The organism is Pseudomonas sp. ES4 (genome assembly GCF_050586665.1).
In the GTDB taxonomy this organism is placed as follows: Bacteria; Pseudomonadota; Gammaproteobacteria; order Pseudomonadales; family Pseudomonadaceae; genus Aquipseudomonas; species Aquipseudomonas frederiksbergensis.
Window position 1 is genome coordinate 47215 of the sequence record NZ_JBOBDO010000028.1, and the last position, 20426, is coordinate 67640.

General features: G+C 58.8%; 15 protein-coding genes and 1 pseudogene. 6 read left to right on the forward strand and 10 right to left on the reverse strand.

The features are described 5' to 3' along the window. The first annotated feature begins 50 nt into the window (after nt 1-50). Nucleotides 51-909 (forward strand): annotated as a pseudogene (locus ACQ4OB_RS24235) (glucose 1-dehydrogenase). A 170-nt stretch (nt 910-1079) separates the two neighbouring features. On the opposite strand, the gene ACQ4OB_RS24240 reads toward ACQ4OB_RS24235, so the two are convergent. The 3 genes from ACQ4OB_RS24240 to ACQ4OB_RS24250 are packed head-to-tail and all read right to left on the reverse strand — an operon-like array spanning nt 1080 to nt 2566. Then, nucleotides 1080-1529, reverse strand: a complete 450-nt coding sequence (locus ACQ4OB_RS24240; protein WP_430956593.1) for a DUF421 domain-containing protein — start codon at nt 1527-1529, stop codon at nt 1080-1082. Nucleotides 1530-1536: 7 nt separating this feature from the next. Continuing rightward, a complete protein-coding gene (locus ACQ4OB_RS24245) occupies nt 1537-2055 on the reverse strand; it encodes a hypothetical protein (protein ID WP_430956594.1) in 519 nt (172 codons plus the stop codon). Next, on the reverse strand, nt 2048-2566 hold the full coding sequence (locus ACQ4OB_RS24250; RefSeq protein WP_430956595.1) for a CinA family protein: 519 nt from the start codon (nt 2564-2566) through the stop codon (nt 2048-2050). The genes ACQ4OB_RS24245 and ACQ4OB_RS24250 overlap by 8 nt, the downstream gene beginning before the upstream one ends. 170 nt (nt 2567-2736) lie before the next feature. On the opposite strand from ACQ4OB_RS24250, the gene ACQ4OB_RS24255 reads away from it, so the two are divergent. The 4 genes from ACQ4OB_RS24255 (at nt 2737) to ACQ4OB_RS24270 (ending at nt 5950) form a co-directional block, all read left to right on the forward strand. Further along, entirely contained in the window at nt 2737-3348 is a 612-nt protein-coding gene (locus ACQ4OB_RS24255; protein ID WP_102614698.1) for a Yip1 family protein, read from the forward strand. A 44-nt stretch (nt 3349-3392) separates the two neighbouring features. Further along, a complete protein-coding gene (locus ACQ4OB_RS24260; RefSeq protein ID WP_430956596.1) occupies nt 3393-4736 on the forward strand; it encodes a cation:proton antiporter in 1344 nt (447 codons plus the stop codon). 185 nt (nt 4737-4921) lie between these two features. Beyond that, the gene (locus ACQ4OB_RS24265; protein WP_074880683.1) at nt 4922-5218 is read left to right on the forward strand and encodes a hypothetical protein; all 297 of its coding nucleotides are present in this window, start codon (nt 4922-4924) and stop codon (nt 5216-5218) included. Between the two features lie 255 nt (nt 5219-5473). Then, the gene (locus ACQ4OB_RS24270) at nt 5474-5950 is read left to right on the forward strand and encodes a hemerythrin domain-containing protein (protein ID WP_074876558.1); all 477 of its coding nucleotides are present in this window, start codon (nt 5474-5476) and stop codon (nt 5948-5950) included. Between the two features lie 132 nt (nt 5951-6082). Here the strand turns inward: ACQ4OB_RS24270 and ACQ4OB_RS24275 are convergent, their stop codons facing one another. From ACQ4OB_RS24275 to ACQ4OB_RS24290, 4 genes are all read right to left on the reverse strand, one after another. Next, the gene (locus ACQ4OB_RS24275; protein ID WP_102614700.1) at nt 6083-7996 is read right to left on the reverse strand and encodes a hybrid sensor histidine kinase/response regulator; all 1914 of its coding nucleotides are present in this window, start codon (nt 7994-7996) and stop codon (nt 6083-6085) included. A gap of 86 nt (nt 7997-8082) precedes the next feature. After that, nucleotides 8083-8991: a zeta toxin family protein gene (locus ACQ4OB_RS24280; protein WP_430956597.1), complete on the reverse strand. Its 909-nt coding sequence runs from the start codon at nt 8989-8991 to the stop codon at nt 8083-8085. Nucleotides 8992-9119: 128 nt separating this feature from the next. Beyond that, on the reverse strand, nt 9120-11399 hold the full coding sequence (locus ACQ4OB_RS24285; RefSeq protein ID WP_430956598.1) for an ATP-dependent DNA helicase: 2280 nt from the start codon (nt 11397-11399) through the stop codon (nt 9120-9122). Next, entirely contained in the window at nt 11396-13048 is a 1653-nt protein-coding gene (locus ACQ4OB_RS24290; RefSeq protein WP_430956599.1) for a VRR-NUC domain-containing protein, read from the reverse strand. Before ACQ4OB_RS24290 ends, ACQ4OB_RS24285 begins: the two co-directional genes overlap by 4 nt. 221 nt (nt 13049-13269) lie before the next feature. On the opposite strand from ACQ4OB_RS24290, the gene ACQ4OB_RS24295 reads away from it, so the two are divergent. Continuing rightward, nucleotides 13270-13494 (forward strand): YgdI/YgdR family lipoprotein, encoded by a 225-nt coding sequence (locus ACQ4OB_RS24295; protein ID WP_074876548.1) that lies wholly within the window; start codon nt 13270-13272, stop codon nt 13492-13494. Between the two features lie 116 nt (nt 13495-13610). Here the strand turns inward: ACQ4OB_RS24295 and ACQ4OB_RS24300 are convergent, their stop codons facing one another. From ACQ4OB_RS24300 to ACQ4OB_RS24310, 3 genes are all read right to left on the reverse strand, one after another. Then, complete coding sequence (locus ACQ4OB_RS24300; protein WP_430956600.1) at nt 13611-15464, reverse strand: polyurethane esterase; 1854 nt, start codon at nt 15462-15464, stop codon at nt 13611-13613. A 95-nt stretch (nt 15465-15559) separates the two neighbouring features. Next, nucleotides 15560-17248 carry a polyurethane esterase gene (locus ACQ4OB_RS24305; protein ID WP_430956601.1) on the reverse strand — a complete coding sequence of 563 codons (1689 nt, stop codon included), beginning with the start codon at nt 17246-17248 and terminating at the stop codon, nt 15560-15562. 23 nt (nt 17249-17271) lie between these two features. Then, nucleotides 17272-20319 carry an autotransporter domain-containing protein gene (locus ACQ4OB_RS24310; RefSeq protein ID WP_430956602.1) on the reverse strand — a complete coding sequence of 1016 codons (3048 nt, stop codon included), beginning with the start codon at nt 20317-20319 and terminating at the stop codon, nt 17272-17274. Nucleotides 20320-20426: the final 107 nt, after the last annotated feature.

Below are 20426 nucleotides of genomic sequence, written 5' to 3' on the forward strand. Positions count from 1 at the left end.
CACCAGGGTCAACCCTTTGACTCCTCTGCCTTGAGAACGGAGATTTCGCAATGACTTCCTATCCAAAACCACCCTTCCCTAAGCAAAGCCAGCCTGTCCCCGGTTCCCAAAATAAAATGGACCCGTACCCCGACTGTGGCGAACAAAGTTACAAGGGGTCAGGCCGACTGGACGGCAAGATCGCCCTGATCACCGGCGCCGACAGTGGCATCGGTCGCGCCGTCGCCATCGCCTTCGCCCGTGAAGGCGCGGATGTCGTCGTCGCCTACCTCAATGAACATGAAGACGCACAGGAAACCGCACGCTGGGTCGAACACGCCGGCCGGCAGTGTCTGTTATTGCCCGATGACCTGGCGCAGAAAGCCCAATGCCAGGCACTGGTGGACAAAACGGTCGAACGTTTTGGCCGAATCGATGTGCTGGTCAACAACGCCGCGTTCCAGATGAGCCACGAAAACCTCGAGGACATCCCGGACGAAGAATGGGTGATGACCTTCGACGTCAACATCACCGCTATTTTCAGGCTCTGTCAGGCCGCGTTGAAGCACATGAAACCCGGCAGTTCGATCATCAACACCAGTTCGTGTCAATTCCGACATGCCCAAACCGACCCTCCTGCCTTACGCCACGACCAAAGGCGCGATAGCCAACTTCACCGCTGGCCTGGCGCAGATGCTGGGGCCGAAGAACATTCGGGTGAACTGTGTGGCACCGGGGCCGATCTGGACACCGTTGATTGTCTCGACCATGCCCGCTGAAGAGGTTCAGGACTTCGGCGGTCAAACCCCGCTCGGACGGCCGGGCCAACCGGTGGAAGTGGCGCCGATTTATGTGTTGCTGGCATCGGATGAGGCCAGTTACATCACGGGGCAGCGGTACGGGATCACCGGCGGCAAGCCGATGCTTTGAATGCAGTACGTTGAGTTAGTGAGAACCCTGTGGCGAGGGAGCTTGCTCCCGCTGGGCTGCGTAGCGGCCCCAAAAATCTGGCAACGATCACCGATTTTGTGAGTGCTACGCCCTCAAGCGGGAGCAAGCTCCCTCGCCACAAAAAGCCAGGTATGGCCGCAATTCATTGCTCACGACGACTCTTGAGCAATCACCGATATCTTGCCGTTGCGCTCCAGGATCGCGAACTTGATCTGCTCAAGGGTTTCGATGCCCTGGCTCGAACGTGCCGCCTCCATGACGTCGGCCTCGATCAATCGCGCGTGACGCAGGCGTTTGTGCAGAATCTTGCCGTTCTCGACGATGATCGTCGGTCCGCCATCGATCAACTGCGATACCCATTGCGAGCGCTGTTTGAGCAACGACAGGCCGACGTCGATGACAATCAGCGTGACGATCACCAGCATCGAATTGGTCAGGGAAAAATCATCGCCCAGTAACGCCTGCTGAGTCGCCTCACCGATGATCATCAACAGCACAAAATCGAATGTCGTCAATTCGGCCAGGGAGCGTCTACCGGCAATCTTGAACAGCACCACCAGCGCCAGATATATCGCAGCCGCGCGCAATACCGAGTCCATAGGTCACCTAAGGAAAAATGAATTGATCGATGTTCACTGGCATGGCGCCAGGTGATGCAACGCGGCTGCGAAACAGTCCCAGCCCATCGCCGCGCAACGTCAGATAAAGGTTCGCCTGGCCCTGAGCGTCGGTTTGCACCCACATCCTCATGCCGTGCCCGGCACTGATGGCGCGCAGGGGTTGTGGTTGCACGGTTTCGATGTTGAAACCGTCCAGCAGCGCCCCGGTCAGTTCCAGCTCAACCGTGGCATTGGGCGCACCGCTCAGGCTGATCTGCATCGGATTGGTCGATCCGTGGCGGTGGAACCGCTCGTATTGCACCCGGACCTTGCCATCGTCGCCCTGAACGTCCCGGGTACTCAGCGGCCCGCGTGAAAACAGGCCGAGCAACGCCAGCAACACCACCAACGCCAGGAAGTACCAGCCCCAACGCTCGAATTGCCAGACCTTGACCTGATGCGCCATGTCTTCGCGCACGGGATAGTCGCGGCTGTGGTAATCGGTATGCCCGGATTCATCATTCATCGAGTGCGCCCTGCCCTTGCTCACCCGCCAATGCCCGTTGGTGGAAGTGCGGCAGCAACTTCAGCGCGTGCTCCGCGGCCAATAACTGCACCTCACTGCGTGTACCGGAAAACCGCACCTGTCGGCTGAAAACACACCGTCCCTGCCCGGTCTGATAGGCCCAGGCGAAACAAATGGTGCCAGCCGGGATGCCATCGACGTCTTCCGGCCCGAGGATGCCGGTGGTCGCCACCGCAACATTGGCCGTGCTGTCGCGCAACGCACCCACGGCCATTTCCTGAGCGACTTCACAACTGGTGAGATTGAATGTTTCGATCGTCTTCGGGCTGACGTGGAGCAAGCGCTGTTTCGCTTCGGTGGAATAGACCACGTACCCGCATTCGATCGACTCCCCGCTGTGCGGAACCTCAGCCAGCAGCGTGACGATTTTTCCGGCGGTACAAGACTCTGCGGTGGTCAGCAGCAAGTCGTTTTGACGCAAGTATTCGACCACGGATTGGCTGACGTTCATGGCACATCATCCAGAAAGGAGAGCTGCTCGGTTGACCTTGCGCGTTCGCAAACATTCCCTCTATCCGACCACGCCCGGCTTTGGGATAAAAAACTGAACCCCTGTCAAAACTCGCCCCTCAATACGTTTAGGGCCCCCTGCTACGGGCCGCTCCAGATCCGGAGGTCATCATGTCCGCACCTATCGTCAAGCTGTTCACCCAACCGAACTACGTATGGACGGATATCCGCAAGGAAGAGGAAGCGCATCCATGCCACTACCTCGCCCATTTATTGTTGCTCGCCATGATTCCCGCCGTGTGCCTGTTTATTGGCACCACCTACGTCGGCTGGAGCCTGGTCGAAAACGAACTCGTTAAGCTCAGCACCGCCAGCGCGCTACAGCTCTGCGTGTTGCTCTACGTGACCATCGTCGTCGGCGTGGCGTTGATGGGGCTGTTTATCCGCTGGATGTCGCGCACCTTCGACGCACGGCCGACCGTCAACCAATGCATCGGCTTTGCCGCTTACACCGTGACCCCGTACTTCCTCGCCGGCATTGCCGGTTTGTACCCCAGCCGCTGGCTGGCGATTGTGGTGCTGGGCGCAGCGTCGATCTATTCGACGTTTCTGCTGTTCGTCGGCTTGCCGACCTTTATGCATGAACGCAAGGAACAAGGCTTGCTGAACGCCGCTTGCGTCTGGGGCGTCGGCCTGCTGGTGCTGGTCACCCTCCTGGTCTCGATGATCCTGCTATGGTTCAACGTATTGACGCCTGAATACCTGCGCACGACCGTCGGTTGATGGCGGATCCCGCATCGCAGGCATGCACCCAACGAGTACCGAGCATGAGCTTCATTTTATGGGTGGCGGTGTTGGGTGCGGTGCTGCTGACGCTGGCACTGACCTCTTCGTACCTGCGCTGGATGCCGGTGACCACGTCGGCGGTGTGCCTGGTGCTGGGCGCCGCCATCGGTCCCGCGGGGCTGGGCCTGTTGAAACTGGACACCGAAGAGGCGTCCATCTGGATGGAGCACCTGACGGAAGTCGCGGTGCTGTTTTCATTGTTTGTCTGCGGTTTGAAGTTGCGCTTGCCGCTCAGGAACGAAAACTGGCGTATTGCCTACGGCCTGGCCGGCCCGGTCATGGTGTTGACGATTGCCGGGGTCAGCCTGTTGCTGCATTACGGCTTCGAATTGTCCTGGGGCGCGTCCGTGTTGATCGGCTCGATTCTGGCGCCCACCGACCCGGTACTCGCCGCCCTGGTGCAAGTCAACGACGCCCGGGATGACGACAGCGTGCGCTTCGGGCTGTCGGGTGAAGCCGGGCTCAATGACGGGATCGCCTTCCCGTTCGTTATCCTTGGCCTGCTGCTGGTGCAACACGACAGTAACCCCGGCTGGCTGAGCGACTGGGTGCTGAGCAGTCTGTTGTGGGCAGTCCCGGCCGGTTTGCTCACCGGCTACTGGATGGGCCGTGGCATTGGCCGCCTGACCTTATTCATGCGCATCAAAAATGACGACAGTACCCTTTCCCCGAACGATTACCTGGCCCTTGCCTTGATTGCCCTGGCGTATGTCGGGGCCGAGTGGATTCACGGTTATGGCTTCTTGTCGGTGTTCGCCGCCGGTCTGGGTTTGCGCCACGAAGAGGTCAAATCCACAGGCGACGACGAGCTTCCCGCCGAGCATCTGGTTCAGCCCGTGGTGGGACATCAGAACGTCGAGCCGCAACATGCGGTTCATGGTGATACCACAAGCCTTGAGGACAAGCAGGTCGCCGCGGGCATCATGATGGGCGACATGCTCGCCTTTGGCAGTCTGGTGGAACGGGCCATGGAAGTGTTTCTGGTGACGCTGCTCGGCGTGGTGTTGATGGCTCACTGGGATTGGCGTGCGTTGCCGATCGCTGGCGTGCTGTTTTGCCTGATACGCCCCCTGAGCGTCGTCGCCATGCCTTGGGGCCGTTTGCTCAACGGCCACCAGCGCATGCTGATTGGCTGGTTCGGCATACGCGGCATCGGCAGTCTGTATTACCTGTTTTATGCCGTGAATCATGGATTGGGCGATTCGATAGCAACGTTATGTATCGACCTGACGTTATCCGTGGTTGCGCTCAGCATTCTCTTCCACGGCATCAGTACTCAACCGATCCTGGCTCGGTATGAACGGCAAAAAAATCAACTTTTTTGATATGGCCGTGAATGTTTGCCGCGTGAGTTATCGAATTTCTTCGCTGATAAATTTGAAATCCTTGAGCAATCCCGCAGGTCACAACCTTAATCCCGCTCGGCTTTTGCACGGCGGGACGTGTCGGGTTCGGGTCCCTGCGGCATCGATCCCTATCAAATAGAACTTCGAAAAATCAGGTGCTGGTCATGGTTCACTATTCCACCTCCGATGAAATAAAGGCCTGCCGGGCTTTCGCCCTGGAACGTAATCATCAAATGTTTGAAGAGGCCCAGGCACTCAGCCGCAGCGCCTTCGCGTTACTGGAGGGCGGCGACATGGATGTGAACCAGTTCGATCGCTATCAGGCCTTGCGCAGAAAGGCCGACATGAAGTTCGAGGAGGCGATCGAGCACTTGCGGCTGCTCAACGAAAATTTCCCGCCGGTCTCGATATCCACGCAAAACGCTCATCGTTCGCTCCAGCAGCCGGAATCCATATCCTGAACTTGAAAAGCCCGGCACAGTCGCCGGGCTTTTTTTGACTGAAAAAACATCAATGTTCCACTGCGAACTGCATGAGTCAATTTCCGGACTCATGCAGGCTGCATGACCCCAGTTCGCCATCAGTCACTTCAACTTATTGTTTTATAAACACGTTATCGCACTGGCAAACCGGCACGACAAATGCTCAAGACCATGAGCGACTTTCGGCCTAGAGACCGTTCGCGCTCACCCCCTGACATGTGGAGAGACTCGACCATGAACGCCATAGACTTGTTGAAAGCTGACCATGAACGCGTAAAAGGCATCCTGACCCAATTAAGCGAATCCACCGAGCGTGGTGTTAAAAAACGCAGCGAATTGCTGGCCAAGCTGGAAATGGAGGTTGCCATCCATACCCGCCTCGAAGAAGAAGTCTTGTACCCGGCGTACAAGAAAGCCGGGGGCAAGGAGCAGGACGTCATGTATTACGAAGCCAAGGAAGAACACCGCACCGTAGATTCGCTGGTGCTGCCAGACTTGAAGGCCACCGACCCGACCACTCCGGAATTTGCCGGTCGGGTGAAAGTGATCAAGGAACTGCTGGAACATCACATTGAAGAAGAGGAAACCGAGATGTTTCCTCAGGCCAAGAAGCTGCTGGGCAAAGCCACCTTGGAAGAGTTGGGCGCGCAGATGGAAAGTTTGAAAGCGCAGTACAAGAAGGAAATGAGTGCAGCCCATCTGGCGGCTTGATGCACCGTCATGCTGTCTGGTTGATGGTTGATTACTCGCTTACCCATTGATCGTTCCCACTCTGCGTGGGAACGATCAGGAAAAAGCTGCGAACGCCCGCTTCTCATGCAACCAAACAGCGAGCACCCGAAATCACTTCATGGTCGAGGCGATGATTTCCACCAGATTGAGCTGGGTAAAGGGTTTGGACAGACGCGGCAGTCTGGTCGCAAAACCTTCCAGACGCTCGGCGTAACCGGTAGCAAGAATGATCGGCAGGTCCGGCTTTTTAGTGCGGATAGCTTGCGCCAGTTGTGCGCCGTTCATCTGCGGCATGGCCATGTCGGTGATGACCAGGTCGATCGCTGCTTCGGCGTCGAATACTTCCAGCGCTTGCGCCCCGGACGTCGCACTGACCACCCGATGCCCCAGGTCTTCGAGTAACAGGCAGGTACTGGTCAACACCAGGCTATCGTCATCCACCACCAACACGCATAGACGGGGCACCGGCGGTGCGGTCTCCTCGGCAACGGGCCTGGCAACCGAACCGGTCGTGGCGATGGGTATCCACAATTCGGCGACGGTGCCTATGCCCTTCTGGCTCTTGAGGACGAATCGCCCGCCCAATTGCTCGATGTAACCATGCACCATCGAAAGACCCAGCCCCGTGCCTTTGCCAATGCCTTTGGTCGTGAAGAACGGGTCCATTGCCGAACCGAGCGTGGTTTCATCCATGCCCTCCCCCGTATCGCTGACGCTCAGGCACACATACCGGCCTGGCAGCAGGGATAACTGCGGTTGATCCACGGTTTCTTCGGTCTTGGTACTGATGACGATTTTCCCGCCATGAGGCATCGCATCACGGGCATTGGTCACCAGGTTCAACACCGCCAGTTCAAGCTGATTGACATCCGCCAGGACCGGTTCGAGCTCTGGTGAAAAGCGGGTTTCGAGCACCACGGACGGCCCGAGCGAGCTGCGCAACAGGCCAATGATGCCTTGCACCAGCGCCGGGATCTCGACGGGTTCGGCTTTGAGTTCCTGACGCCTGGCAAACGCCAGCATGCGCTGGGTCAGGGAGACACCGCGCAAGGCGCCCTGGGTGGCATTGTCCACAAGCCGGGTAATTTTCGGATCCTCTCCCACTCGTTTGCGCACGATTTCCAGATTGCCGAGGATGACCGTCAGCAAATTGTTGAAGTCGTGGGCAATACCACCGCTGAGTTGGCCAATGGCCTGCATTTTCTGCGCCTGGAACAGCGCCTCGCGTGTTTGCTCCAGCGTCTGCTGGGCTTGCGTGACTTCGGTGATATCACGGGTGATCTTGGCGAATCCGAGCAAAGTGCCGGTTTCGCCCCAAATCGGATCGACCACGACATTGGCCAGGAACCGCGTACCGTCCTTGCGCACGCGCCAGCCTTTGTTTTCGAACCGCCCTTCTCGCACGGCAATGTCCAGGGTCCGTTGCGGTTCGCCGGCCTCGCGGTCTTCCGGGGTGTAAAACATTGAGAAGTGCTTGCCGATGACCTCTTCGGGCAAATAACCCTTGATGCGCTGGGCTCCGGGATTCCAGTTGGTCAGGCGGCCATCCGGGGCGAGCATGTAGATGGCGTAATCAGTGACGCTTTGAACCAGCAGGCGGAACTGCTGCTCGCTTTGCTTGAGGACTTCTTCGGCCATCTTGCGGTCGGTCAGGTCACGGGTAATCTTGGCAAACCCGAGCAACTTACCCGACGGGTCGAGAATCGGGTCAATGACCACGTGGCACCAGAAATGCGTGCCGTCCTTGCGAACCCGCCAGCCTTCCCCCTCGAAACGCCCCTCCCTGATCGCCGTGTCCAGTGCCCGCTGGGGCAAACCGGCACGGCGATCCTCTTCGGTATAAAACCGCGAAAAGTGCTGTCCGAGGATTTCGGACTCCTCGTACCCCTTGAAACGCCTGGCGCCGCTGTTCCAGCTGGTGATGATGCCATCGGGATCAAGCATGTAGATCGCATAGTCAATCACAGCATCGATTAACAGGCGAAAACGACTGTCGTCGATGGCGTTGGTCCGATCCTCGTTCATTGATCCCTCTTGGTATGACCGTTTTTTGGAGTATGCGACATACCACGCATTTGGAAAGCCGGAAAAACGGTACTCGTCACCCAGCGTTATCGATTGACGTGTTTGACGATGTAGGCGTACAGATCGTTGTAGACGAATTTGGGAACATGCGAAGCATGAGTCGCCATCTTGAGCAGTGCCAGGTGGCACTCTTTGATGACTTCATCGCGATCGCTCGCCGCGAAGATGTGGTTGTCGATAATATTCGAATAGATGCTGTACGCAAAATCCACCTTGGTTGTCGTTGTGGCAACGGAACCGCCGGCAGTTTTGGAGTAAGTACTCTGGGCAATCAAGGTCCGCTCGTTCAACACGCCGAACCCGCGTTCGTACACATTGACTTGCGAGCCGCTGACCGCTTTTGCAGCCGTCTCCAAGGCCAGGATGATCGCAGGCGCATAACTCATGCTGGCATCCAGCGTCGATACCGTGAGAAACCGTTCCATTTCCTGGTCTTCAAGGCTTTTGAACGCTCGTTTGATGCTCGACACATGAGCAAACGCTTGAGTGCAGCCCACAATGTGAGTTTCTAACTGATAACCGGCGGCGGTCGCCGACGGCGGGAAGGCTGCAAAATCGAGGCTATCGAACGCACATTCCATGATGATGTTGAATTTGCCGCTGAAGGCTTGCTTATAGATTTTCGTACTGACTTCGCGAACAAATGCCTCGGTATGCTCATACGCATGCAAGACCCCGTGTTTGATCATCTCTGTGTATTGGGGGTGTTTCTTGCGGTAGTCGGGCAGGTAAAGACGAACATAATTGTTGTAGCGATTTGAAGGCAGCAGGGTCTTTTCCAGCAGGTAGGTTTTACCTGACCCTTGCAGCCCGGCAACGACCAGGATTTTGGGGGTTGCCTCGGCCGTGATGCCGCTGAACAGCGTCGCTTTTATTTCATTGAATGCTACGGTGACCTGCTCAGGGGTGTACGTGTATTGCGGTGCTACTGACATATCTTGATTTCCTTATCAAAGATTCAGCTTGAAAGTGATGACGGGCTCTTTGAATAAAGACAGTATTCGCTGCTTGTTCAAATGGGCGTGTCTTTCAAGATATGTCGATGTTTTTAAAGTAAAAAATCCTACTCGATAGTGTGCAAAATCCTCGGAGCAATCGACCACCAGCGCGGCAGTAGCTGTTTGACCTTGCTGTCGCCAAACCGGTCATCGATCAGCATCACCACCCCTTGATCCTGCTGGGTGCGGATCACCCTCCCCGCCGCCTGCACCACTTTCTGCACGCCGGGAAACAGGTAGGTGTAGTCATAACCGGCGCCGAAAATGGCTGCCATGCGCTGTTTCAACTGCTCGTTGACCGGGTTGAGTTGCGCCAGCCCGAGGGTGGCGATAAACGCTCCGATCAGGCGCGCGCCCGGCAAGTCGATGCCTTCGCCAAAAGCCCCGCCCAATACCGCGAAACCGACGCCCTGACTCTCGGCGGTGAACTGATCGAGGAAGTCCTGTCGCTGCCCTTCCCCCATGCCCCGGGACTGCGACCACAGAGTGATGTCGGGATGCCGTTGGGCCAGCAACTGCGCCACTTGCTGCAAATAATCGAAGCTGCTGAAAAACGCCAGGTAGTTGCCGGGGCGTTGGCTGAACTGCCGGGCGATCAGCTCGACGATCGGTGCGAGGGATGACTGGCGATGGACAAACCGCGTGGAGATCTGGCTGACGATGTGCACTTGCAGCTGATCGGCGTGAAATGGCGATTCAACGTCTATCCACACCGTGTTCGTTGGCGTACCAAGCAGGTCGGCATAGTAGTGGCGAGGGCTCAGGGTCGCAGAAAACAGCACGGTGCTGCGTGCGGCCGTCAGGCGTGGGCGGATGAAACCAGCGGGCACCACGTTGCGCAGGCACAGCTGCGACAGGTTGCGTTGGCGGTCGAGGTCGCGCTTGCTGATGTCGAACAGGAACTGTTCATCAAACAGCTCGGCCACTCGGCAAAACTGCAGCATGTCGAAATAGAAGTTCTGTAACGCCCCGTCCAGGCCTTGCGGGTGATCGTTCAGGTAATCGCCGATGCTCGCGCTGCACGATGACAACGCCTGGAGCAGTTTTTCCGGCGCCTTGTCATAGGCTTGATAGGCACCGAGTTGCTGGTTATGCAGGGCATTCCACTCACGATTGACCCGCTGCAAGGATTTTTTCAACGCCTCGGGCGCGGTTTTTCGTACAGCGTTGAGGGTCGATTGGTCGAGGCTGGCGCTATACATCTGCCGGCCGCGCTCCACCAGGTTGTGTGCTTCGTCCACCAACACCGCGACTTTCCAGTTATTGGCCTGGGCCAGCCCGAACAGCAGCGCGCTGAAGTCGAAATAGTAGTTGTAATCGGCGACTACCACGTCTGCCCAGCGGGCCATTTCCTGGCTCAGGTAATAGGGACAGATGTCGTGTTGCAGGGCGACCTCGCGCAAAGCGTTCTGGTTCAGCAGGGACAATTTGCTGGCCGCCTGGCGAGCGGCGGGCAAACGATCATAAAACCCCTGGGCCAGCGGGCAGGATTCGCCGTGACAGGCTTTGTCCGGATGTTCGCAGGCCTTGTCCCGGGCGATCATTTCGAGCACCCGCAAGGGTGGCGCGCCGGCGCTGTCGAGGATCACTTGCGCGGCGTCGAGCGCCAGTTTGCGCCCCGGGGTTTTCGCCGTGAGGAAGAACACCTTGTCCAGTTGCTGCGGCGCCAGGGCCTTGAGCATCGGGAACAGCGTGCCGACCGTCTTGCCGATCCCCGTGGGCGCCTGGGCCATCAAGCAACGACCGGTGCTGACCGCCTTGAACACCGATTCCGCCAGATGACGCTGCCCCGGTCGAAAGTCGGCATGGGGAAACGCCAGTTGTTGCGCCGCCCGATTACGTCCTTCGCGATGAGCCATTTCCTGTTCGGCCCAGTGCAGGAACAAGGCGCAATGTTGTTCGAAGAACAGCCGCAGTTGCGCGGCGCTGAAAGCCTCGACCAGGCAAGTTTCCTTTTCGCTGACGATGTCGAAATACACCAGGGCCAGATTGATCTGCGTCAGCTGCAGTTTCTGGCACATCAACCAGCCGTAAATCTTCGCCTGCGCCCAGTGCAGTTGACGGTGGTTGACCGGTTGCTTGCTTAAGTCGCCGCGATAGGTTTTGACTTCTTCCAGGCAATTTTGCGCAGGGTCGTAGCCGTCGGCCCGGCCCTTTACTTTCAACGTTTGGTACAGGCCTTCAAGCGCGACTTCACTCTGGTAGCCCTCGCTACGCCGGGACGCTACCGTACGGTGTCCGACCATCCCTTCCAGCGCCGTCGGCGAAGGCGTAAAACGCAGGTCGAGGTCACCGACCTTGGCAGTGAATTCACACAGCGCCCGCACCGCGATGCTGTAACTCAAGCGCCCTGCTCCGCCCATTGCACGTAGCAGACGGCAATCGGCATCTGGTGCTCATGACAGAACTCGAGCCAGCGCAATTGATTGTCTTGCAGGCGATCACCGGGGCCTTTGACTTCGATCATCCGGTAGGTTTTGTCCTGCGGCCAGAACTGGATCAGGTCCGGCATGCCGGCACGATTGGCCTTGATGTCCAACAGCAGTCGATTGAACCAGTGCCTGAGGTGTTCGGCCGGCAGGCAATCGAGTGCCTGATCGAGCAATTCTTCGCTCAGTACACCCCAGAACACGAAGGGCGACTGCACGCCCCACTTGCTGGCATAGCGTTGGCGAATCGTCTGGCGGTAACGCCCGTCATCCAGTTCAGCCAGGCAGCCCTGGAATAGCTCCGCGCGGCGTGCGTGGAAGTCCTCATTGAGCAGATCCACCGGCCCACGCTGGAACGGGTGGAAAAACGCCCCCGGCAGCGGCGCGAAAATCGCCGGCCAGCACAGCAGGCCGAACAGCGAGTTGATCAGGCTGTTTTCGACGTAATGCACCGGCGCCGAATCTTCCGTCAAATGCGCCTGTACGTAGGATTCCACCGACAATGCCGGGTCGGTTCTGGGCAGTTGCAAGTCCAGGCGCAGCATTTCCCGTGGCGACGAGCGCTTTATCACCGGTCCGCCCAGCTTGCGCCGCAGCCGGGGCAGCACACGCAGCAATTGTTGCTGCTCGGCGGCACTTTCCGGCGCTTGCTCCGCTGCGGTGGCCAGGTCCATGGCCAGTTGGTATTCACCGCAGCGCTCCAATACGCGAATCAAGCGCAGGCGCGCGCCGGGATAGGTGCACTCGCGGTAGATCGCCAGTGCGGTAGAGAAATCCGCCACACGCTCGCAGTGCTGACCGATCTGGAACAACAGTTTGCCGCGACGTCTTTGCAGCCAGGGATTGCTCAGCGCCAGCCCTTTGATCTGCTCGACAATGCCTTCCACGGCTTCGCCGGCTTCGAAATGTTGCTGACATTCATGCAGGAAGAGGCAGGCGTCCACGTCGTCGCGGCTGCGCAGCCCTCGGGAATCGGCGCAGAACTCGACTTTTTCATAGGTGAAGATGCCAAGGTCGGCCAATACGAACTCGGACCAGTCCTGGTAAAGATTGCCGAAAAACATCAAGCGCAGCCGGTCGCACAGGCCCATGATGGTCAGGCTGAACAATCGGTCATCCAGCGACGGGCACCACTGTCCGAAGCTGAGAGCCTGAGGAAACTGTTCGCTCAGCGCCGGCAGCCAATCGGTCTTTTTGCCCTTGGGTTGATCGATGACGGGGCCAAAATGCTGGAGAATTTCCGCCTTGAGCAGCATCTCGAACAGCACTTCGATCGACAGCGGCAATTGCTCATCGATCCAGCCCAGCGCCAGCAGTGGCTCGGCGGCGATGCCGATGTCGCCGATCTCCAGGTAACGCAGCTTGCTCGCCCGGAAGTGATGCCCCTTACGCATCACCATCCTGACCAGCAACGCCCTGGATTCACGGGGCAACCGTTTGAACTCGCAAATGAAGTGTTGCTCTTCGACACTCAACACATCGGCATAGCGATGCTCAAGCCAATCAAGCACTTGCATGAAGTTGTTCAAGTAATAGAACGGATCGTCGAGAGGATTTGCAGTCACAGGAAAAAAGCCATGGTGAGCGAGTACTGTTTATGCGTACAGATACCAGCTACGCCCCGCCCGGGCAAACGGAAAAGGATAAGCGGCGGCCTGAGCCGCTAATTTTTCCTGTGCCTCTGAACTTTCTGCCGATCCATCGCACCAACCGCGATAGAGGTACAGTGACGGTTGATTTCGTTCGTGGCATTCGCACTGTTTTTTTTAAAGGATGAGAGGTGGTTATGAATATCAAGACTCTGGGTTTGCCCTTGGCGGTAGCGGCCTTTCTGGCCCTGGCCGGTTGCTCGACGCCAACGGTTGTGACACTGCAGAACGGCACCCAGTATTTGACCAAGGACATGCCGAAAACCAAGACCAAGGACGGCTTCTTCGAGTTCGAAGATATTTCCGGGGCGAAAGTGAAGGTCCGGGCCGATGAAGTAAGCACGATCCGAAAGGAAGATTAAATACCGGGTTATCGTTCATCGCGAGCAGGCTCCCACAGGGGGATTTGTGAACGCCACAGATCCAATGTGGGAGTGAGCCTGCTCGCGATGGGGCCCTTCCAGTCAGCCCATCACCCTCAGGCGATAACCACCCCTGAACTGGACAAACTATCCAGCCCAACCCCGACCAACGTCACCGAATCCCCCCCAAACGTCAGCACCGTGTCGTGCCCCACCGCCGTGGCATGGGCCCGATAATCGTTATCCGGCGTCACCCCCTGAACCCCGAGAAACACCAGTTTGTCGCTAGCCTGGTAGCCAACCACCCGGTCCTGACCGAACGCGCCGCTAAACAGGAACGTATCGACCCCGCCGCCCGACTCCAACACATCATTGCCCGCCCCGCCGACAAACACGTCGTTACCGTTGCTGCCGAGCAAATGATCGTTGCCGTCCAGTCCAAACAACCAATCGCCACCAGCGTGAGCCGTAAGCGTATCGGTCCCGGCGCCGCCCTTCACTGTTGACGCGTACTGCGTCAGGTTGTTGCCCGCCTTAAGGCCGTCGGCAGTGACGCTGTGGATCACGTCATCCTTGAACAGCCCCCACAGAAAACCCGGCTCCTTGCTCACAATGCTGCCAATGTCGCGGGTGATGCTGACGCCGCCATCGGCGTCGCGGATGTACAGGTTGCCGGCGCCGTCATTGGCGAAGTCGAAGTTTTTCACCGACTGCTGCATGTCCAGCACGTTGCTGCCCTTGCCGCCCAACAGGATGTTGTAACCACCACCGTCACGGAAGGTGTCGTTGCCATCGCGGCCTTCCAGATAGTCGTTGCCCCGGCCACCCTGGATCAGATCGTTGCCGTCGCTGCCGATGATGAAAGTGCTGCCCTTGTGGGTTTCAGCGTTGCGATTGAGGTCCTGAACCCAGGTGTTGGCACGCGCCGGGTCCGACAGGTTGGCAACGATAATCGTCGAATCTTTGCTGGTGAGGTCGTAGAACTTCGACTCGATCACCCGGTTCATGCCGTCGCCATAGGCGGTGGGCAAGTGCGAGATCCAGGTCGGGATGTTGAGGATGGAAAACGGCAGCACATTCCACGCGGTCGAAGCGTAGTGGTCATTGAAGCTGACGATGTTATCGGTCGCCGAGACCTTGGCGGCATCGTGTACGCCCACCGATGACAGGTTGAACGATGAACCGTCGAGGGCGCGGTACACCGGGTCGTTCTCGTAACCGACATTCAGCACTTTATCGGTGCTGCTTTGGGTCGGCGAGGCGTAGGCGATGTAGTTGGAATCCTGGTAGAACCCGCCCCACTTGTCGCTACTCAGATCCGCCAGGCTGTTGACCGCCAGCCCGCCGAGGCTGTGGCCGCTGACCAGCACGTCCTTGCCCGACAGACCATTGGCCCGGGCAAACGCCGCCACGTCGCTGAGCAGATTACCGAAGGCTTCGCCGACGTAGTTTTTCGCATAATCCTTTGGCCCCAACGCCGCCAGCAGATCATTGATCACATCGCCGATGGAGTCACTGATCTGGCTTTCTCGTGGGCCGCTGGTGCCGCGAAAGGCAATACCGATTTCGCTGAGACGCCCCTGCGCGTCGTACTTGCCGAGGATTTCCACCTGAGCGCTGGTGTACCCGGCCTTTTCGCCGAAGAACGTTCCGCGTGCATCAACCTTGCCGTCATAGCCCAGTTGCGTGGCGGTGATCGGCGTCCAGCCGGCTTTCTGCACCGCATCCAGCGCAGCTTTTTCCGAATCGGGGTTCCAGGGGATTCCGGGAATGACGCCCTGGGAGTCGGTACCACCGATCAGTGCGCTCACCAGTGTCGCCGGCAAGCCAAGGCCGAAGCCGTTGTGCTGATAACCGGTGGCAAAGCCGTTATCGAGGTTGTGGTAGGAATACAGCGTGATCGCCATCGCGTCGGTAAATAACACTTTGGAATCGGCTGTATCGAAGTTTTTGTAGTCGTACACACCCATTGGTATTGCCTCTCTTTTTGTTGGAATTGTCAGAGATAGCTCACAACCAGGACGCCTCACTACGAGGCGTCCCGGAGCATTTAGTGCATGCCGCCTCAGGCAAACGTAATGCCTGAAGCCGACAGGTTATCCAGTCCCACCCCCACCAGGGTCACGGCAAAATCGCCAATTTTCAGCACCGTGTCCTGGCCCGACTGCGAAGCGTGTTGTTTGTAGTCATAACCCTGCCCCGCGCCCTCAACGCCCATGAACAGCAGTTTGTCGCTGCCCTGGTAGCCATTGATCGCGTCGAAACCGAAGGCGCCGCTGAACAGGAACGTGTTGTTGCCACCCGAGGCCTGCATCACGTCATTGCCCGCGCCACCGACGAAAGTCACCTGGCTTTTGTCGCTGCGCAGCAGGTCGTCGCCGGCATTGCCGAACAACCAGTCGCCGTCGATGCTGGCTGCCAGTGTGTTGCCGTAGGCATCACCGTTAAGCGAGTGGTTGTACTGGATCAGCTCATTGCCGTTGAGCAAACCGTTGGCGGTAACGCTGTAACTCACCTCCTTGCTCCCCCACCATGAGCCCGGCTCTTTACTGACCAGCGCCCCGATGTCGCGGGTCATGCTGAGGCCGCCATAGGCATCACGCACGTACAACGTGCCGTCGCCGTCATTGGCAAAGCTGAAATTCTGCAACGGCTTCTGCAATTCGAAGGTGTTGTTGCCCTTGCCGCCCAACAGGAGGTTGTAGCCACCGTCATCGCGGAACCGATCATTGCCGTCGCGACCTTCGATGAAGTCATTGCCGGCACCGCCCTTGAGCAGGTCGTTGCTGTCGGTGCCAATGATGAAGGTGCTGCCAACGTGAGGTTCGCCGCTGCGACCGAGGTCCTCGACCCAGGTCTTGCCCCGGGATTCTTCCGTCAGGTTGGACACGATCAGCGTCGAGTCCTTGTCGGTGAGGTCGTAGAAGCGCGAGTCGATCACCCGGTTCAACCCGTCGGCATAACCCAGCGAACCGTGAGCCGACCAGTTCAGCGGATTCAGGATGCTGAACGGCACCAGGTTCTGCGCGGTGGACGCGTACTGGTCATTGAAGTTGACGATGTTGTTGGTCGCCGAGCCCTGATGTCCGTCGTGCTTGCCCAGGGAGCCGCTGCTGAACGTGGTGCCGTCCAGCACCCGAAACACCGGATCGTTCTCGTAACCGATGTTCAGCACATTGTTGCCGGTAGCGCTCTGGGTCGGTGAGGCGAAGGCAACGTAGTTGGCCTCCTTGAAGAAACCGCCCCAGTTGTTGCCACTCAGTTCGGCGAGGCTGTTGACGCCCAGCCCGCCCAGGCTATGACCGCTGACCAAAACATCCCTGGCGCCCAGGCCATGGGCAATCGCAAACGCGGCAACATCCTTGAGCAAGTTGTCGAAGGCATTCTTCGCGTAGTTCGTCGCGTAATCCACCGGGCCGACGGCAGCCAGCAGGTTGTTTTTCATGTCGCCGAAGGTGTCGCTGTAACCCAAGCCGCCGGTGCCACGAAAAGCAATGCCGATACCGATCAGCTTGCCCGCCCCGTCGTACTTGCCGAGCACTTCGGCTTCGGCGCTGGTGAAACCGTCCTTCTCGCCATAAAAGGTGCCTTGAGCGCCGACCTTGCCTTGATAACCCAGCTGCGTAGCGCCAATCGGCGCCCAACCGGTCGCCGGCAGCGGTTGACCGGTTGGCGTGTACGCATACAGCGTCAGTGCGATGGCGTCGGAGTACAACGCCTTGCCGTCCGCATTTTTGTAATCAAACAGTCCCATAGGTTGGCTTCCTTTGCGTTAAATCAGAACTGCCAGTCGAGCGTCAGACCCACACCGTGGTCTTTCTCGTTGGAACCAAGCAGTCCGTTGTAATCCAGGCTCAAACGAACGTCCTGCGCCACCGCCAGACCGGCCCGCGCACCCACAACGGCGGCGTTACGATCCAGGGAAACGCTCTGCACGCTGAACCCGGTGTTGCCGTTGGCGAAGGCCAGATGACTTTCGGAACGTGTGTTGCTCAGGTTGTGCTGCCAGCCCAGCGTGGCGGACAGTTCCAGCTGCTGTTGGTCCGACAGGGCAATCGCTTTGCTTGCCCGCAGGCCGAGGGTTGAGAGCACGGCGTCGCGGTTGTCTTCGCCACCCTTGAGCGCCGCGGCATCACCTTTCTCGGTGAAGCTGTCGCTGTTGAGGTGCACGTAAGCCAGGTTGGCGAACGGCTCCAGTGCCAGCGGTTGCAGGTCCAGGCGATACGCCGCTTCGGTAAACAGTTGGGCGGTGGTCGCATCGCGTTTGGATTTCTGTTTGCCGCTGACGTCGCCCAATTGCAGGTCACGCTTCACGTCAATGCGATGCCAGCTGTAAGCGCCGCCGACGCTCAAACGCAGGGCGTCGATTTCGTGGCCCAGATAGGCGCCCAAGTGGTAGCTGTCGACGGAGGCTGACGAATGCGTGCCATCGCCCATGCTCAACGAACTGTCGCTGTAACCGGTGACGAAACCCAGGCGCGTATCTTCAGTGATCAGCCCGTCGACACCGGCCAGCAAGCCGCCAATGGAGCTGTTGGAACTGGCGTTGTCATGCCCGCCATCGCTCTTGCCCCAGGCGCCAAGGACTTTGACCCAGGCGTTGCTGCGGTCATCGGTGGGTGCCGCCGCGTTGAACAGATCACGCTCGCGCAGGCGTTCGCCGACGGCATCGCGAAGGTAACGGCTGTCGTTGATCAGTAGCGTGCCAATCGCCGGATGAATCTCACCCGACAGTTGCTGGAAAGCTTGTTGCGCGACGGCGGCGTTCGGCGAAAGCAGCAAGGTTTCATAGAGCGAATTGCCCGCGCCCAGTTGCTCGGCGGCCGCGGCAACGGCGCGTTGATTCGGGGTTTGGCCGACGCTGGCGAAGGACGCTGCGTTGCGCTCAACCGCCAGTTGGATGCCATTGGCCGAGTAGTCGAGTGTGCCACCGATGAACAGATAATCCGGGAGCACGGCACCGAAACGCCCTTCGATCCCGCCGGCCGCTTGCAGAATGTTGTATTGGTTGCCGAGCAATGATTTCACTTCGCTAGGGGTCAGCAAGGTCGGACTGTTTTCCAGGGACAGGCTGACGGTCGCGCCGTCGATCACGGCTTTACCGCCCGCCACGATCTGATCGCTGCGGGTCGGCGATAACTCCACGGCGTAGGTCGAGCCAGGTTCGAAGGTAACGTCGCCCGCCACTTGCAAGGTGCCGATGGAGTTGCCTGGCGCTACGGTGCCACCGCTTTTCGCGGTCAATGCGCCGATGCGACCATTACCGCCGAGGATCCCGCTGTCGTTGACGGTGACCGCCGAGAGCAGCGAACCGTTGATGGCCAAGCGGCCCTGATTGACCAGCGTCGGGCCGGCGTAGGTGTTGGCGCCGGTCAGCACCAGCGTGCCGATGCCCTGCTTGGTCAGGCCACCATGGCCGGAAATGTCGTTGCGCCACGTGTCGAGGCCGCAGTGCACGTCATTGCACACGCGCTCGGTCGGTTTGCCCTTGTCGATAATCGCACCGATCCCCGGCAAGTCCGCCACAAACTGGCTTGAACCGTAGGCACCCTGGATGCGGAACTCCTCGGGAATGTCCTGCTCGGTGACCAACATCGCCGGGCCATCGATGCCTTTGCGCAGGTTGATCATCCCCCAGCCGTACAGCGAATCGACGCCGGGTGCACCGAGGTCGGTGGCCGTGGTGCGCAACACGCTGGCGACCTGGGCGCCGGTCATGTACGGGAAGCGTTCCATCAGCACGGCCATGGAACCGGCAACGTGCGGCGCCGCCATCGAGGTGCCGTTGTAATTGGTGTAGCCGGTGGTCAGGTTGTCGGCGTTGGTACCGCTGATGATCGAGCTGTAGATCTTGCTGCCCGGTGCGGACACGCAAAAGCTGGCGGTATAGCCGCAACGCGATGAGAAGGTGCTGATGATGTAGGAGTTCGGGCTGTTGAGGTCCGGGTTTTTCTGCAACGCCGCCACGGTCACCCAGTTCGGCGCGATGTCCGGCACGAAGTAGCCCAGGCCTGCAATGGCGTCCGGGTTGTTGAGGTTGTAGTCGTTGCCGGCGGCGAAGATCGTCACGATACCGCTGCGGGCCGCCGCGATGGCGCCGTCATAGGCTCCGCCCGGTTTGGTCCCGAGTAACGGACTGATCTCGTTGAACTGCAATTGCGCATCTTGCACGGTGAAATGCGGGTAGGCGGGGTTGCGTCCGCCGAGGTCGAAGCGATCGGTGATGCCGATGCCCCAACTGTTATTGATGATCCGCGCGCCGCTGGCGATCAAGGCATCCCAACCGGCCTTGTAGACCGCGCCGTCGTTGCCGCGAATGATGCCGTCCTCCGGGCCCGGATCGCCGTTGTCCGCACTGATGATCTGCGCACCAAACGCCACGCCATGCATCGGGCCGCCGTCGCGACTGCCCGCAGCGATACCGGCAACGTGGGTACCGTGGGCACCATACTCGCCGTCGGAATCGATCGTGGGCGAACCGTCATAACGAAACGCATCGCCGGCTTTGACCGGGATGTACGGGTCGGTGTATTCGCGGATACCGCTGGTGACCAGGTTGATCACTTTGTTCGGGCCGGAGAATTCCGGATGCGCGGCGTAGACCGGTTGGTCAAAGATCCCCAGCTTCACGCCTTTGCCGGTGTAACCGGCGGCATAGGCCGTTTGTGCGTTGACCGCTCCCAGCCCCCAATCGGCGTTGAATTCAGTGCTGCGCCAACTGTTGGGATCGCCTGCTCGACCGTTTTCCACGTAAGGCGCCGCTTGCGCAGTACCGAGGGTGGCCAATGCGCAGAGCAAGGCAAGGTTGTTGTGCTTGTTGTTCATCCAGTTACCGTCCTTAGTTGTGTTGCCAAATCCTGTGCCTTGAAAGCACTCATTTTTATTTGTGAAACACGCCCCCTGTAGCAGCTGGCGCAGCCTGCGTTCGGCTG